General features: G+C 40.0%; 6 protein-coding genes. 5 read left to right on the top strand and 1 reads right to left on the bottom strand.

Annotated elements, in window-relative coordinates; genetic code table 11:
• Nucleotides 1-2: 2 nt before the first annotated feature.
• The 5 genes from ACFOWS_RS00095 (at nucleotide 3) to ACFOWS_RS00075 (ending at nucleotide 11,743) form a co-directional block, all read left to right on the top strand.
• Nucleotides 3-710 carry a gluconate 2-dehydrogenase subunit 3 family protein gene (locus ACFOWS_RS00095; RefSeq protein WP_379761853.1) on the top strand — a complete coding sequence of 236 codons (708 nt, stop codon included), beginning with the start codon at nucleotides 3-5 and terminating at the stop codon, nucleotides 708-710.
• A gap of 237 nt (nucleotides 711-947) precedes the next feature.
• On the top strand, nucleotides 948-4,184 hold the full coding sequence (locus ACFOWS_RS00090) for a SusC/RagA family TonB-linked outer membrane protein (protein ID WP_379761851.1): 3,237 nt from the start codon (nucleotides 948-950) through the stop codon (nucleotides 4,182-4,184).
• A gap of 23 nt (nucleotides 4,185-4,207) precedes the next feature.
• Entirely contained in the window at nucleotides 4,208-5,962 is a 1,755-nt protein-coding gene (locus ACFOWS_RS00085) for a RagB/SusD family nutrient uptake outer membrane protein (protein WP_379761849.1), read from the top strand.
• 144 nt (nucleotides 5,963-6,106) lie between these two features.
• Complete coding sequence (locus ACFOWS_RS00080; protein WP_379761847.1) at nucleotides 6,107-9,445, top strand: VCBS repeat-containing protein; 3,339 nt, start codon at nucleotides 6,107-6,109, stop codon at nucleotides 9,443-9,445.
• Nucleotides 9,446-9,961: 516 nt separating this feature from the next.
• A complete protein-coding gene (locus ACFOWS_RS00075) occupies nucleotides 9,962-11,743 on the top strand; it encodes a helix-turn-helix domain-containing protein (RefSeq protein WP_379761845.1) in 1,782 nt (593 codons plus the stop codon).
• Nucleotides 11,744-12,056: 313 nt separating this feature from the next.
• Here ACFOWS_RS00075 and ACFOWS_RS00070 read toward each other — a convergent pair whose 3' ends face one another.
• Nucleotides 12,057-16,010: a two-component regulator propeller domain-containing protein gene (locus tag ACFOWS_RS00070; protein WP_379761843.1), complete on the bottom strand. Its 3,954-nt coding sequence runs from the start codon at nucleotides 16,008-16,010 to the stop codon at nucleotides 12,057-12,059.
• Nucleotides 16,011-16,197: the final 187 nt, after the last annotated feature.

Raw genomic sequence — 16,197 nt, 5'->3', positions numbered from 1 at the left:
AGATGGATAGAAGAAAAAGTATACAGACCATCATTTTAGGTGCAGGAGCATCTGCCATGGCATTCCATGGTTGTAAACCTGACACCGATTTGGACATTCCCAAGAAAACGGATGTTGCCCACTTTGGAAGGACCCCAGAAGAATTGGAACGCATTGAAAAGCTAAATAGTGAGCAGTTTTTCAACGAACATGAGTTGGAGACCATAGCAGTTTTAAGTACCATCATTCTACCTCCAAAAGAGCCCCATGGCGGCCCAATAGAGGCCGAAGTGCCAGAGTTCATCGAATTTATGGCCAAGGACATTCCAGAATTACAGCTTACGCTAAAAGGGGGGCTCATGTGGCTGGACCATAAATGCAATACGCTATTTAATCAAGAATTTAAGGCCGCTTCAATAGGGCAGCAAAAACAAATTTTAGACACCATAGCCTTTCATGATATTGATATTCCTTTGGATGAACAACCTTTGGAAATTCAATTTTTTGCCCTTATGCGCAATTTAACGGTAACTGGATATTATACCTCAAAAGTTGGTATAGCCGACTTGGGCTATAAGGGAAATCAACCCAATATTTGGGATGGTGTTCCACAAGAAGTTTTGGACCAGCATGGTATGGAATATGACCCTGAATGGATCGCAAAATGTATTGACCAAAGTACCCGAAATGAAATTGCTGTATGGGATGAAAACGGAAATCTCATCACATAAAACCATTGGTTTTGGATTTTTTTCAAAAACCCACGAGGTTTTGTTTTTAAGACAAAAATTTACAAATACATAAAATTTTATCTCTTTTATTATAAAATTCATGAATTTGAAGGCGTATAATGGCGTTAATCTCACCAAGTAAGGCCTTTAAAAATTAAGTTTACTACACTTAAATTAATTCTTCATCGTAGTTGATGAAAACAAAACTAATTAACTAAACCAACCTAAAATTTAATTATGAAAAAACCTTTTTTCAAGACAATTACTTTTTTGGCAGCTGTACTTTGTATGGGTCTTGCACATGCCCAAACCCAAACTATTACGGGTACGGTGTCTGATGAGACAGGACCCTTGCCAGGGGCCAACGTAGTGGTAAAGGGAACAGTAACTGGAACCCAAACCGATTTTGATGGTAAGTACACCATTGAGGCTGATAGTGATGCTACCCTGGTAATAAGTTACATAGGGTACAGAACAACAGAAGTTGCCGTAAATGGGCAGACCACAATCGATGTAACCATGGAAGAAGATGCAAATCGATTGGATGAGATTGTTGTAACAGGATATGGTTCGCAGGCCAAAAAAGATTTAACAGGTGCTGTAACCGTAGTGGACACTGAAGAGATGCAGTCCGTGCCTGCCACAACTTTTTCACAACAATTGCAAGGTAGGGCCGCAGGGGTTACCATTGTCAATGATGCTAAACCCGGCGGTGGAGCAACTGTCCGTATTCGTGGTTTTGGTACATTGGGCAATAACGATCCCCTGTACATTATTGATGGCGTTCCGTCGCAGCAGCAATCCAACCTAAATCCTAACGATATTGAGTCGTTGCAGGTATTAAAAGATGCTTCTTCCGCCTCCATATATGGTTCTAGGGCGGCAAATGGGGTTATTATCATTACCACTAAAAAAGGTAAAGTAGGCAAACCCACTATAGAATATAGCACATACTATGGTATCCAGTCTCCTGCTAATGACGTGGAGGCTTTGAATGCTAGGGAGTTGGGCAACTATTTGTATCTGGCGGATTTATATGCCGGAAAAACACCTAGTCATGGCCAGTATACATTTGGTCCTAATGGCGAAGTAACCATACCGGATTATGTGTTTCCGAGCGGTGCCAATGAAGGTGACCCAGGTGTAGATCCAGACCTATATGCCTTGGAAGAAGGCAATATTTATGCAATTACACGTTCAGCCGATACCGATTGGTGGCAAGAGATATCCAGGTCGGCTCCAATCTTAAATCACAATATATCGGCTTCTGGAGCAACTGAGAATGCACGATACGCTTTTACCCTTGGATATTTCTCCCAAAATAGTATCATTAAATTCTTTAGCTATGACCGGGTATCGCTAAGGGCCAATACTGAGTTTAAAGCTTTGAACAAAAAATTGACCATTGGCGAAAACTTCACAGCTTCTTTTGATAATCTTAAAGGGTTTGTTTCCAATAATGATGAGCAAAGTCCTGTTTCCGGGGCATACAAACACCATCCGCTGCTGCCCATTTATGATATAGCAGGAAACTTTGCTGGAAGTAGAGGTGCCAATTTGGGAAATAACTTTAACCCGTATGCAAGATTACAAAGAGACAAGGATGATAGAAGATATGGTTTGCGCCTTTTGGGAAATGCCTATGTAAACTATGAGCTATTGCCAAATCTAGAGGTACGTTCCAGTTTTGGTGTTGATGCCCGTGTGCAAAGGGAAAGGGATTTAGGACGTCCACAACCAGAATATGTTGAGGGTAACTTTATCAATAGTTCAACCGCTAGGGAACAATATGAATACCAATGGACATGGACAAATACCTTGACGTATGCAAAAACTTTAAATGAAATACACAATTTTAAGGCATACGTTGGTGTAGAATCAATTCAACAGTTTGAAGAGCGGCTAGAGGCAAGCAGACAAAGATTTGCTTTTGAAACAACCAATATCCTTAGTTATTTGGATTTAGGTGATGCTACTACCTCTACCAATAGAGGCTTTGTTTGGCAAGATTATTCTTTGTGGTCTCAGTTTGGTCAATTAAACTATGACTATGATGGTAAATATTTGGCCCAGGTAATTTTAAGGAACGATTCCTCCTCTAGGTTTCAACAAGCATCGAGAAGTGCCTTTTTTCCAGCCTTTAGTGCGGGTTGGAGGGTCTCTGAAGAAAACTTCATGGATAGTGTTACTTGGATAGACGATTTAAAACTTCGATACGGTTGGGGTAAAACAGGTAACCAGCAAATTGGGGACTACAATGCCTATACTACATATCGCTCCGATATTATTACAGCGGGCTACCCCATTGATGGATCTACTGGATCGCCCCGAATTGGTTTTTCCCCGCGAGCTTTTGGTAACCCCAATGCCAAGTGGGAGGCGACCACTTCAAACAACCTTGGTTTGGACTTGGTGATGCTGGACAATAAGCTGTCCGTTAACTTGGATTTGTGGAAAAGAGTTACCTCAGACATGCTTATCAACGTTCCGGTAACCTATACCGCAGGGCAAGCAGATGAACCTGCATTTAACGTAGGACAAATGACGAACAAAGGTGTTGATCTGGGAATTAGCTACGGCGACAGAAAAGGAGATTTCTCCTATGAGGTAAGCGCCAACGTTTCTACTTATAAAAACAATGTTGATCAACTGGAAGGCGAAAGCACAAGGATTTTTGGTGAAAGTAGAAGAATTCCGGCCCTGTCCATTACAGAAGCTGGCTTGCCATTGTCCTCTTTCTATGGCTTTAAGGTACTCGGAATTTTCCAGTCACAAGCCGAAGCTGATGCGTGGGCGCCCTATGGCGATTATAATGCCCCAGGAAAATTTAGAATGGCCGATGTGAACAATGATGGGGTGATAAACGATGATGATCGTACAGTTATTGGAACCCCACATCCAGATTTCACATATGGGATAAATGTTAATTTGAGTTATAAAAATCTGGACTTGAATATATTTGGAAATGGTTCCCAAGGAAACGATGTCTTCAACTACGTGAGATATTTTGCGGACTTCAATACCTTTCAGGGGAACAGAAGTAGAAGAGCGCTATATGATGCATGGCAGCCTACAAACCCCACTGCTGATCCAAGTACTTGGGTAGCTGCCAATCCTAACGCTACTTCACCTATTATGGATGCTAACGATCAAATTAGTAGTAGACCTTCTTCTTATCTTATTGAAGATGGTAGTTTTTTCAGGATTAAGAACATTCAATTGACGTATAATTTCCCTGATAAGATTTTATCCTCAATTGGTCTCTCCAGAGCTCAACTCTATGTCCAAGGTCAAAACATGTTCACCTTTACCAAATACTCCGGGCTTAACCCAGAAGTTCAATTGGTAAGTGCAGATGATGCAAGGTCAATAGACAGGGATGACTCTAGAAGAAACCTAACCCTTGGTTATGATGGTGGTGCCCAACCTGTGGCAAAAACAGTGATTTTAGGACTGAATGTTACTTTTAAATAATGAAAAATTTAATGTTTATACAGATGAAAAAGATAATCTCAATATTTTTTGTAATGCTCGGCTCACTTGTTTTGATGCTGAGCTGCAAAGACGATTTTTTGGACAGACAACCAGAAGGGCAGTTTAGTGAAGGAGACGTCGCTACCCTTGATGGTGTAAACGGACTTTTGCTAGGGGCCTATACCATGGTTCCTGGTGGAGGACTTACAGGTCAGACATGGCACAATGATATTCATAACTGGGTGTTTAATTTAGCTTCGGATGATGCTTTAAAAGGAACTGATGCGGGTGATCAACCGGAGCAGTCTTTTATAGAAGCGTATGACTTTCAATCATTCAATGTGCACATTAGAGATAAGTGGCGGGGACTTTACAAAGGAGTTGCAGCTACCAATAACGTAATTACCACGTTGGAAAAGGTTGAAGATGCTACTGATGAACAAAAACAACAGATAATTGCAGAAGCCCGTTTCTTAAGAGGACTGTTTCATTTTGAAGCAAGGAAAATGTGGAGAATGCCAACCTATATCAATGATGAAGCCTTTGATTTGAACGACCTTGAAAGTACAAAGGTGCCCAATGATGTGGAAATATGGCCATTTATCGAAGCGGATTTTGAAGCTGCTGCAGCCGTTTTACCTGAAAGTCAAGGTGATGTGGGAAGGCCTACTAGATGGGCAGCTATGGCTTTCTTGGCCAAGGCTAAAATGTACCAAGGTTGGAATTCAGATGGATCCGCCAACACTGCTAAATTGCAAGAGGCCAAAACCATTTTAGATGATATTCTGGACAATGGTCCTTTCTCGTTGGTTGACAATTTTCAAGATAACTTTTTGGTGGCCACACGAAACAATTCAGAATCCATATTTGAGGTTCAATATGCCATCAATAGTGCATCAGGAGATGCAGCAAATAGGGGGATAGGTCTTGCACATCCTTACACCGACCCTTGGGGATGCTGTGGATTCTATCAAGTTTCCCAAAACTTGGTAAATGCATACAAGACTGAATCAGGGCTTCCAATGTTGGACACTTTTGATAATGAAGATGTGCCCGCAACTGTTGATGAAACCACAACCCTTTCTGACTATACAGGCCCTCTAGATCCACGAATAGACCACACCGTTGGTAGGCCTGGTATCCTTTACAAAGGCTTTAAAATTTACCAGACAGATTTTGTTCGTGATCTTACCTACGCCGGTCCATTTTTCAGTATGAAACATGTGGCCGAACCAGAAGCATTTGGTCAAGGGGGATGGGGTAATCTTTCTGCCAACAATTATAGAATAATGCGATTGGACATGATTATTCTTTGGCTTGCAGAAGCCGAAGTTGAACTTGGAGACCTTGAAAGAGCGCGCGAGTTGGTAAACATGATCAGAACTAGAGCAGCGAACCCAGAAGGTTTTGTGCCTTTGGCCACGCAAGGAGAAGAGCGTAATGACTTTACCATTGTTGATGGCCAATATGCAGCGAATTACGAAATAAGCACCTATGACACGCCTTGGACCGATCAAGATTTGGCCCGTGATGCCGTACGCTTTGAAAGTAGATTGGAGTTTGCAATGGAAGGCCACCGCTTCTTTGATCTTCAGCGTTGGGGAGTGGCAGCTGAAGTATTAAATGCCTACATTCAGAGTGAGTCGGAACACAGGACATACTTGCAGGGCAGTAGCTTTGAGGAGAACAAAAACGAGTTTTTCCCGATTCCAATAGAGGCCATAGATAGGTCTGCATTGGATGGACAGCCAACCCTTACCCAGGATCCGGCTTATTAGAAAGAATTGTTATTTTAGAATCCAATAAACCCCAAAGGCCTTGATTAAAAGTCAAGGCCTTTTAGGGTATTTTATCATTCAGAATAGCAGGGTTATATCAGTATAAGAAATACCCTGTTGCCTAAATGAATAATCCAGTTTCCCATGAGAAAGATTTTCACGCTTTTATGCATCGGTGTTCTATTCGTTTCATGTAAAAAAGATGATTCGGCCTTGTTCAGGCAAGTACCTGCTAAAAGGACGGGAATAGGCTTTAACAATAAAATCGTTGAGACCGATAGCTTCAATATCCTCACCAACGAATACATTTTTAATGGAGGGGGAGTGGCCATCGGAGATTTCAACAACGATGGTAAGAGCGATATTTTTTTTACCGGAAATCAAGTAGCAAACAAACTGTACTTGAACCAAAGCGATTTTAGATTCAAGGATGTTGGCCAAGAATCCGGTATCGAGGCAAGCGAGCATTGGTGTACTGGGGTTGCGGTGGTTGATGTTAATTTGGATGGTTGGCTGGATATTTATGTTTGCACCGCAATGAAAAATGAGAGCGAACTGACCAAAAATTTACTTTTTGTACACCAGGGCCTTAATAAAAATGGAGTCCCCATATTTCGTGAAATGGCGGGCAAGTATGGCATTGATGACGCTAGGAACAGTATGAATGCCACCTTCTTTGATTATGATAAAGATGGTTTTTTGGATTTGTATGTGCTCAACAACCAGCAAGTGCATACGCTTCCCACAAATTACCGCCCAAAAATAAATGATGGCTCTGCGATAAGCAATGATAGATTGTACCACAACAACGGAGATGGAACTTTTAGTGATGTAACCATTGAAGCTGGTATTGTATATGAAGGTTTTGGCCTGGGATTGGCCATATCGGACATTAATTATGATGGCTGGCCGGACATTCATGTGAGTAACGACTACTTGACCAATAATTTGCTCTACATCAATAATGGAGATGGAACATTCACCAACAATATTGAAGAATATATAAAGCACCAAAGCAAGTTTTCCATGGGGTCCGATATTGCTGATTATGACAATGATGGTCTGTTGGATATTATCACCCTTGATATGTTGGGCGAGACCAACCAACGGATGAAAACTACAATTGGAAACACCAACTACCTCGAATATATTCTTAACGAGCGATACGATTATCAGTATCAATACATGCGCAACATGCTGCACAAGGGCTCTGGACCCGAAGGAAATTTTAGTGAAGTCGGCCTAATGGCCGGAATATCAAAAACGGACTGGAGTTGGTCGCCACTTTTAATTGATGTGGACAATGACGGATTTAGGGATCTATTGGTAACCAACGGATTTCCCAGAGATGTCACGGACAGGGATTTTGGAGATTTTAGATTGGGAGCCTCATCGTTTCTTAGTCCCAAACAAATCTTGGATTCCATTCCAGTGGTCAAAATCCCCAACTATGCCTATAAAAACAAAGGGGATTGGACCTTTGAGGAAGTAGGGGATGAATGGGGATTAAATATTCCTTCTTTTTCCAATGGGGCGGCATACGCTGATTTGGACGGAGACGGAGACCTGGATTATGTGGTGAACAATATTAATGAGGAAGCGTTTATTTTCGAAAACCGCTCTGAATTACCAAAATACGAGAATGCAAACTACCTGCGCATTCAATTAAAGGGTGATGCCAAAAACCCCTTGGCCATCGGCACAAAAGTTCTGATCCGTTATGGCGAAAAACAAGCACAATACTACCAGCACTATCTTACTAGGGGCTATATGTCCTCGGTTGATCCTACAATTCACTTTGGTGTGGGGTCGCATAACAGCATTTCGGACATTGAAATTCAGTGGCCAGATGGAAATTATAGCAAATTGAACAACGTTCCATCCAATCAAGTGGTACATATTGATCATAGTGCCAGCAAAGCAATGGATGATCCTGATTCAAGGAAGTTGAAATCAAATCCAAGGCAAGAAATAGTAACTGAGATTTCAAGCGAGTTGGGCATCAATTTCAAACACAAGGAACAAGATTTTGTGGACTTCAGTTCGCAACAAAGAACCCTTCCCCACAAATTAACCCAAAATGGACCTTGTCTTGTAGTTGGGGACATCAATGGAGATTCTTTGGAGGATGTCATTATTGGAAGCTCTGCCGGGCATTCTCCCACTTTGCTTCTCCAAGATGCCCATGGAAACTTTACAGAAAGTGCAATGTTCACCAATGCAACGGATATGGGCTATGAGGAAGAAGGAATGGAACTGTTCGATATTGACAATGATGGGGATTTAGATCTTTACATGGTTTCCGGTAGCAATGAATTTGCTGCTGATAGTGAATTCTATGCAGATCGGGTTTTATTAAATGATGGAAAAGGAAATTTTGCCCATGACCAAAGTCGCATTCCAGCAATACATGCTAGTGGATCGGTTGTTAAAGCCGCGGATTTTGATGGTGACGGATTTGTGGACTTATTTGTGGGAGGTAGAACCCCAGTAGGTAAATATCCATTGCCCGAAAGAAGCTTTTTATTAAAAAATTACAATGGCACATTAAAGGATGTTACGGACGAATATGCACCCCAACTGAGAAATGTGGGAATGGTAACAGATGCCATTTGGGCAGATTATGATGGCGATCAATTGCAGGATTTGGTGGTTTTGGGAGAGTTTATGCCCATTAGTTTTTTCAAAAATCAACTGACCTCCTTCAGCAAAATTGAAGAAACAGGTATTGAGTCCCATTTGGGTTGGTGGGAAGCTATTCGGGCCCGGGACATGGACGGTGATGGAGACCTTGATTTTGTAGCGGGCAATCTGGGCCGGAACAATTTTTACCAGCCATCTGCCGAAAGACCTGTGCACTTGGTGTCAAAAGATTTTGATAATAATGGGAGTCAAGACCCCATCTGTTTTGCATATTTTAAAGATAAAAATGGGGGCTATAAGCCTTATCCTGTAAATTTTTGGGGAGATATAAATGTGCAAAGTCCTATGTTCAGGGGCAAGTTTAATTACTTCAGGGAATATGCAGAAGCCACTTTAAGTACAATGTTCAATGAAGATGAATTTGAGAATGCCCTGATACTGCAAGGGAATTATGATAAGAGTATTTATCTGGAGAATTTGGGCAACGGCAAATTTGCTATCCACCCCCTTCCCGTTGAAGCCCAATTGGCACCTTTGAAGGATTTGTTGTTGACCGATATTGATGGAGACGGAATTGATGATATTCTTGGTGTGGGCAATGATTTTGGCAATGAAATCTTTATTGGAAGATATGATGCTTTAAACGGTATTTTCTTAAAAGGAGACGGAAAAGGTGGTTTTGAGTCCATAGAAACAACAAGAAGTGGGTTTCTAGTTCCAGGAGATGCAAAAGCAATGGCCCAGGTAAAAAATGCTGAGGGCAATAGCTTGTTCTTTGTAACACAGAACAAGGGAAAACTATTGGTTTTTAAAGGCAATAAAGTGTCCATAATACAATAGCACCAAGAATTTATTTGAGTACAAAATCAAGAAAAACGCAAAAATTCCACCTTTAAAATGAACAAGGCTTAAAATTCATGAATTTGAGTTTTGTTTTTTGTAATATGCCGCAATAGGTGTTAGAGATATGTTAAATTCATGGAAGTTAATTTTACAGCAAAGTTTTTACTTATCTCATAAGTTAAAGAATTGGATCGAGATCCGTAAAATTTTGAGTTAGTTGAATTTTGATTCATGTTAGTCTAAAAGCAATGTTGTCGTAATCCAACATTGCTTTTTCTTTGTAGGTATTATTGCTAATATTTGTAATAAACTTACTATGAATATATTTCTCGTTCCAAAAAAAATGATAACAAGTGAGGTATCTCACTTTAAATAAAAAAAAGAGGCTGGGGGAATTTAACCATGAAGCCTATGAGCAATCACCTGTTGGTAAAAAAACAAAACAAGCCAACCATAACGCAGTAAAGTACGATGTTGTTTAAACAGGTCAAGATATTACTACTTTTTTTAATTATGGCACCGGTCAATGGCCAAGAGGTGTCATCTGATAGGCTTGGACACTATTTAAATGGGATAAGGGAAATGGTGGAAAACCACCACTTTCCAACTTTGGAGGAACTCTTGGAAGTAAGGGCAAATTCAAGTGGTGAAGATAGGGTCAACGCTTGTTTTGATTTGTTCACACATTTTATTTTTAAATCAAGCGAACTTGCCAAAGAGTATAATGATGAGGCACGAATATTTTCTCTGGAAATAAATTATGAACAAGGCTATTTTAGAACTCTGTTGAACCAAGCCTTTATTTTTTTTGTTAAAGGTGAGTTTGATAAGTCCGTGGATCTGCTCAATCAACTGGAATCATACGAAAATTATGAGACCTTCCACAAAATTAAAGCTGATTGCGAAACCTTTAGATCTTACATATTTTCAGAAAGGGGCGATTATGATCTAGCATACGAGATAGCCCTAAACCTCCTCGAACACGGCGAAGCTATTGATGACCCCTACACCCTCATGCGCGCGTACTCCGCAATCTCCCATTTTTACCTAAGGCTGGGTGAATACGAAAAAGCACTTGAGAATTGCTTGAACGGTCTTGATTATATATTGGAACTTAAGGAAACAAGGTTTGTTTTTCCAAAGATCGATGAGATAGCCAGAATGACCCATAAGCTAGAAGGGAGCAAAAAGGCACGTGAGATTTATGATCTTTATCTAGATCTAGAAAAATTGGTGGAAGCACCGGGCAGTTACATACAAAGTGTGGTTTATATGAACATTGCCGATATTTATATAGAAGAATCCGAGCTGGAAAAAGCTGAGGAGTTTTTAATTGAGGCATTGAAGTTGATTGAATATAACAACTACAGATTTAGAAAGCCAAGATTGTATGTTTTAATGGCGGATTTACATTTAAAACAAAAAGACACAACATGTGCCATGAACGATTATTACAAAGCCTATCAAACGGCAAATACAATCAAGGCTTTTGATGTTGTAAAAGAAGTAAGCAAAAGTCTTTCCGAAATCAACCAATTAAGGGGCAATACCGATGAGTCAATATTTTTTTCCAATCTGTACCAATCGGTAAGTGATTCTCTTTTCTCGGTAGAATCTGAGCAAAAATTAAAAATACTGGAGGCTAGACAAAGGATTTCAGAGATTTCGAAGCAAAAGGAAATACTGGAAATCAAGTCTCAATCACAAGAAGAAAGATACCACTTGCTGGCCATTATATTGACCCTTGCCCTTATTTCTGGTGGATTTGCAACGTATTCGTACTTAAAAGTTAAAAAGAAGAATAAGTTGCTCTATTCCCGAACAAAGGAACTTGCCATGGAAAAACTGAATCAAAAGAAAAAGGTTGCTGTTGCAAATAAAGAAGATTCTGTTGAGCCACCGATTGTTTCAAGTTCAAACAAAAACTATCTGGATGAGGATATAAAAGATATCATCCTTACGAAACTTGATAGGTTGGAAGAAGAAACCTTCTTTCTAGATCCAAAATGCAGCCTTCGTAGTTTGTCCAATCAATTACAGACTAACCAGAAATATCTATCCCAGGTGATAAATCACGAGAAAAACACCAACTTTAATAATTATGTTAACGAGCTTAGAATAAATTATCTTCTTAACAGACTGTTGGAAGACAAGGAATACCGTAACAGTAAACTGGCATACATAGCTACTACAAGTGGGTTTAATAACCTTAACACATTTTACTCTGCTTTTAAAAAACGATTGGGAATCCTTCCATCGTATTTCATAGAAAAGCTAAATGAGGATGAGTCTTAATTTATCCATACAAAGCTTCAGACTTCGTGGGAAAATTTATGATTGGACGTGTTTGAAATGGATTAATTGATAAAACCTTTGGTGAAGAACGTAGCCCTTCCATAATTATAAAATTTGGATTGTCCTTGTTGTTATAACTTTAGATGGATTTCAAGATAATTTCCAACGCAAGAATGCAATTAGGAATCGATAAAGATTAACGAAGGTCAAGAGCGGTTTTTCATATTGTTTTTTGGAAACGCATAAGGTGAAAATTTTAAATGTTAAATGTGACTGGCTTGCAAAAATTGATTTTGGTAGCAGATTAAAAAACTCAAGGTTTTCCTTGCATATATTCGGTCGGGGTCATTTCAAATTGCTTTTGAAAATTGCGTCCAAAACTGGTCGCCGAATTGTATCCTACAATTTCCGCTACCTCAAAAATGCGATATTTCCCTGTTTTTAAAAGTTCAGCAGACCTCTTTAGGCGAGTAATGTTTATTAGTTCATTGGGACTCAGGTTGGATATGTCCTTAATCTTGCGGTATAGGGTTGACCGACTCATGTTCATAATCTCCGCTAAAACTTCTACATTAAGGTCATGGTCCGCCATATTCTCGTATATGACCTCATCCAATTTCTTGATGAAAGTTTCATCGGTCTTTGTATTGGCAATACTTCTAATATGGGCCAGTGGGGAACTTGTGTAGTGTTCCAGAATGTGCTTTCTATTTTCTAGCAAGTTCGCAATATGCACCTTTAGGTGCCGCATGGAGAAAGGTTTTTCCATGTAGGCATCGGCACCAGACTCAAGCCCCTCCATTTTGGCGGACATTGCACTTTTTGAAGTGAGTAGAATCACTGGAATATGACTTGTTTCCAAGTTGGTTTTTAAGTTTTTGCACAATGTAAAACCGTCCATACCGGGCATCATTACATCACTGATGACAAGGTGAATGTTTTCTACTTCCAATATCTGAAGGGCAACTGTGCCGTCTGAAGCTTTAAAAACAGTATACTCCTCTTTCAATTCTTTGGCAATAAAATCCAGGAGTTCTTCACTGTCCTCTACAAGTAAGATACTTGTTTTTCCAAATACTGTTAAACTTTCATCTGGTTCGTCACTTTGGAACCTTTGATCCATTCTTTTGGGCCAGAGCACAAATTCCTTTTCTTGTCGGATGGGCAACACCAGCACAAAACAGTTTTCGATTCCACTACTGGCGTCAAGTGTTAAGCTTCCTTGGTGCATTTCTGTGAGCGATCTAGCCAATGCAAGTCCAATTCCAGTCCCAGACTGATTCTCCACCCCCGATACTCTATAGAAAGGTTCAAAAATGGTTTCTTTTAAATGCGTGGGAATTAAATTCCCATCATTGGCAATGGTCAATATCAATCCTTCCGTGCTGGTCTTTAGGTGCACGTTAACATTCCTGTCGGCATATTTTATGGCATTCCCAAAGAGATTGCTCAGTATTTTCCGAAGGGCCTCTGCATCCACATAGGCATAGATATCATGATTGTCCGTGTTCAATTTAAAATTGATTTTCCGCTCCTCAATAGCTTCACTAAATCGTTCTAAGGTCTTTTTAACCAACTCTGTAATATTGGTCTCCACAAACGTAAGGTTTACCCGTTCGGTTTCAGTTTTTCTAAAATCCAGCAGTTGGTTCACAAGGTCCAACAATCGATTTGTGTTCTTTTCAATGATGTTAAGATTTTCGGATACACCCGGTAATTCCTTGGCCTTGTTGAGTACTTTTTCCAATGGACTTTTTATCAATGTCAACGGGGTACGTATTTCATGGGAAATATTGGTGAAGAATTCAATTTTTGCCTCGTACAGTTCTTTCTCCTTCTTATAGTTCAACTGACGTATTCTCTGGATATTTTTGATCTTGTTCCTTTGGTGATATAGTCTAAACCCTAATATTGCCAAGGTTGCGATCAAAAATGTATATAGAGCGTAGGCTAGATTGCTTTTCCAGAATATGGGAAGGACTTTTATTTGTAAAGCTTTGGATTCCTTACTCCAAGTACCATCGTAATTTTTGGATTTTACTTTGAAAACATAGTTTCCTGCCGGAATTTCGGTAAAAGATACATTGTGGCTCTTTTTTAGACTGATCCAATCGTCGTTCAATCCCTCCATCCGATACCAGTACTCGGTGGTCTCCGGAGCAGCGTAACCCAGAGCTGCAAAACCAATACTAAAAGATGCTTGGTTGGGCTTTAAATTGATTTTATCAGCCCAAATCAATGATTCTTGTAAAGGTGACCCCTTAACCGACACATCCACCTCTGTGTTGTTGATTTGTAAGCTTGTCAGGTAAATTGGGGATTGCTCCGAATTCTCTTTAAAACTTGAAGGATTGAAACTTACCAAACCCGCAACACTGCCAAAGTAAAGCGTACCATTATCATCTTTATAGGCAGAATTGTAATTGAACTGGTCGCTCAACAAACCATTGGCCTTTGTGTAAACTCGTTTTTCCTCAGTTTCTGGGTTAAATTCAACCAAACCTTTGGAGGTACTGATCCATAGCCATTCCCCAACCTCAATTATGGAGTAGAACACATTACTGGGAAAACCATCCCCAACCGTGTAGGTTTTAAAATCATTTGTTTCTTCTCGATAAAGGTTAAGGCCATATTCGGTGGTGATCCAAATTCGGTTACTGCTATCTTGAAATATTCCATTGACATTGTTCCCACTAATACTATTCTGATCATTTATGTCATGCCTATAGATTCTTTTCTTTTTGGTCTTTGGATTAAAAGTAACCAGACCGTCCCAATAGGTACCTGCCCAAAGCACACCACTAGAATCTCTCATTACGGCAGTAAAATGTGTGTCTTCAGAAAAGGCATCAATAGTCGTGAACATGTCGGTTTCATGGTCGTAGGTTTGAATCCCTGAATCTGTTACCACAAACAAATTCCCAAAATCATCCTCATATAGACTGAAAATGAAATCACTGGAAAGTCCATGGCCATCACCCCGCCCGTAATGCTTTACTACCTTCCCGGTAGTTATGTCCATTATGTCCAACCCATGCTGAAAAGTACCTACCCATAAACGGTTTCCTTTGGGAAAAAGAGCATGAATGTTATAATAGGAAAGTGTTTGGTCCGATTCTGATGGTGCATAATTTGTAAAAAGCCCTGTTCTTGGGTTGTATTTATTAAGTCCCGCATCTTCAGTTCCAATCCAAAGATTCCCTAGACGATCTTTGATGATTTCTCGCACCGCATTTCCGCTTATTGAGTTTTCACCGGGTATGGGGAAAAACTTGTTGAACTGGGTGTATTGTTTTGGGTAGTAATTAATACCACCAAAATAACTTCCGATCCATACCCCGTCCTCATTATCTACAGTGACACAATAAAGGGCATTGTCAGAAAGGGCATACGGATCATTAATGCTTTTTTTGAGGTTGATGTAAGTTCCGTTTTCTATGCTGTAGATAAAAAGCCCTGATTCCGTGGCCACCCAAAGCTCATCCTCATTTTTTATGGAAATTCCTCGTACATATAGCTGATCTTCATCAGCATACAACAGCTTGATAACGTTTTGGTTTGAAGTGTTAAAAGAGAGCAAGCCGTGACTTTGTGTGCCCACCAATAAAGTGTTGCTGTCTAGCGCTTCTATTTTGCTTATCCGCAACAATGGGGAAGTTGATTCATTTAAGGTGATTTCGAAGTTTTTGAAACTCTTTGAATCGCTATCATACAAGTGCAGGGAATTATCATGGGCAGCCCAGATGTTTCCATCAATATCTCTAGTGATGTCCTCTACTTGAAAGTGCTTTTCTGCATCATATCGTGTAGATTTTTGGCTTTCTACCTCATATTTAACCAAGGATTGACCAGATATGAACCATAGGTTTCCCTCGTCATCATGGTCTATGTCAAGAATAGGGAGACCCATTGAAGCGTCAATGGCCTCAAAACTCTCATGGCGCTCATCATAGCTGAACAGTCCACTATCTGTACCGACCCATAACTTGCCCTTGTATTCGTGAAGACATTCAATGAAATTGCTGCCTAAACTTTTTGGATTGTTGGCATCGTATTGAAAAATTTTGAAAGAATATCCATCGAAACGGTTAAGGCCATCCTTGGTTCCAAACCACAAAAAACCACGCTCATCTTGTAGGGAACTAAGAACGGTGTTATGGGAAAGACCATCTTCCGCTTTGTAATTCTTAAAATAAAATTCCTGACCGGTTGCCCAATAAAATGAGCAAAGGAATATCCAAAAAACAAACCAAATACCCTTCTTCATAGACCTCATTGCTGTTTTACAATATTATGGATTTAGAGAACAACAAAGCGTGTCATTTTGCTTCAAATTGTTGCATAATTCCAATCAAGATTCTGGAAAATGCACTTTTTGAACAGATTGTAAGGTATTTTGAAACAAATTATCGTGCCCTTCACCGCAAAAAGATGGTACTTGGAATGCTATATGG

It is taken from the genome of Flagellimonas marina (genome assembly GCF_042651185.1).
GTDB lineage: Bacteria > Bacteroidota > Bacteroidia > Flavobacteriales > Flavobacteriaceae > Flagellimonas > Flagellimonas marina.
This window is presented reverse-complemented; position numbering and strand designations above follow the sequence as displayed.

Excerpts from the sequence above, each read along its gene's own strand:
- ACFOWS_RS00095 (WP_379761853.1), top strand. The coding sequence starts at position 3 with ATGGATAGAAGAAAAAGTATACAGACCATCATTTTAGGTGCAGGAGCA.
- ACFOWS_RS00090 (WP_379761851.1), top strand. The coding sequence starts at position 948 with ATGAAAAAACCTTTTTTCAAGACAATTACTTTTTTGGCAGCTGTACTT.
- ACFOWS_RS00085 (WP_379761849.1), top strand. The coding sequence starts at position 4,208 with ATGAAAAAGATAATCTCAATATTTTTTGTAATGCTCGGCTCACTTGTT.
- ACFOWS_RS00080 (WP_379761847.1), top strand. The coding sequence starts at position 6,107 with ATGAGAAAGATTTTCACGCTTTTATGCATCGGTGTTCTATTCGTTTCA.
- ACFOWS_RS00075 (WP_379761845.1), top strand. The coding sequence starts at position 9,962 with ATGGCACCGGTCAATGGCCAAGAGGTGTCATCTGATAGGCTTGGACAC.
- ACFOWS_RS00070 (WP_379761843.1), bottom strand. The coding sequence starts at position 16,010 with ATGAAGAAGGGTATTTGGTTTGTTTTTTGGATATTCCTTTGCTCATTT.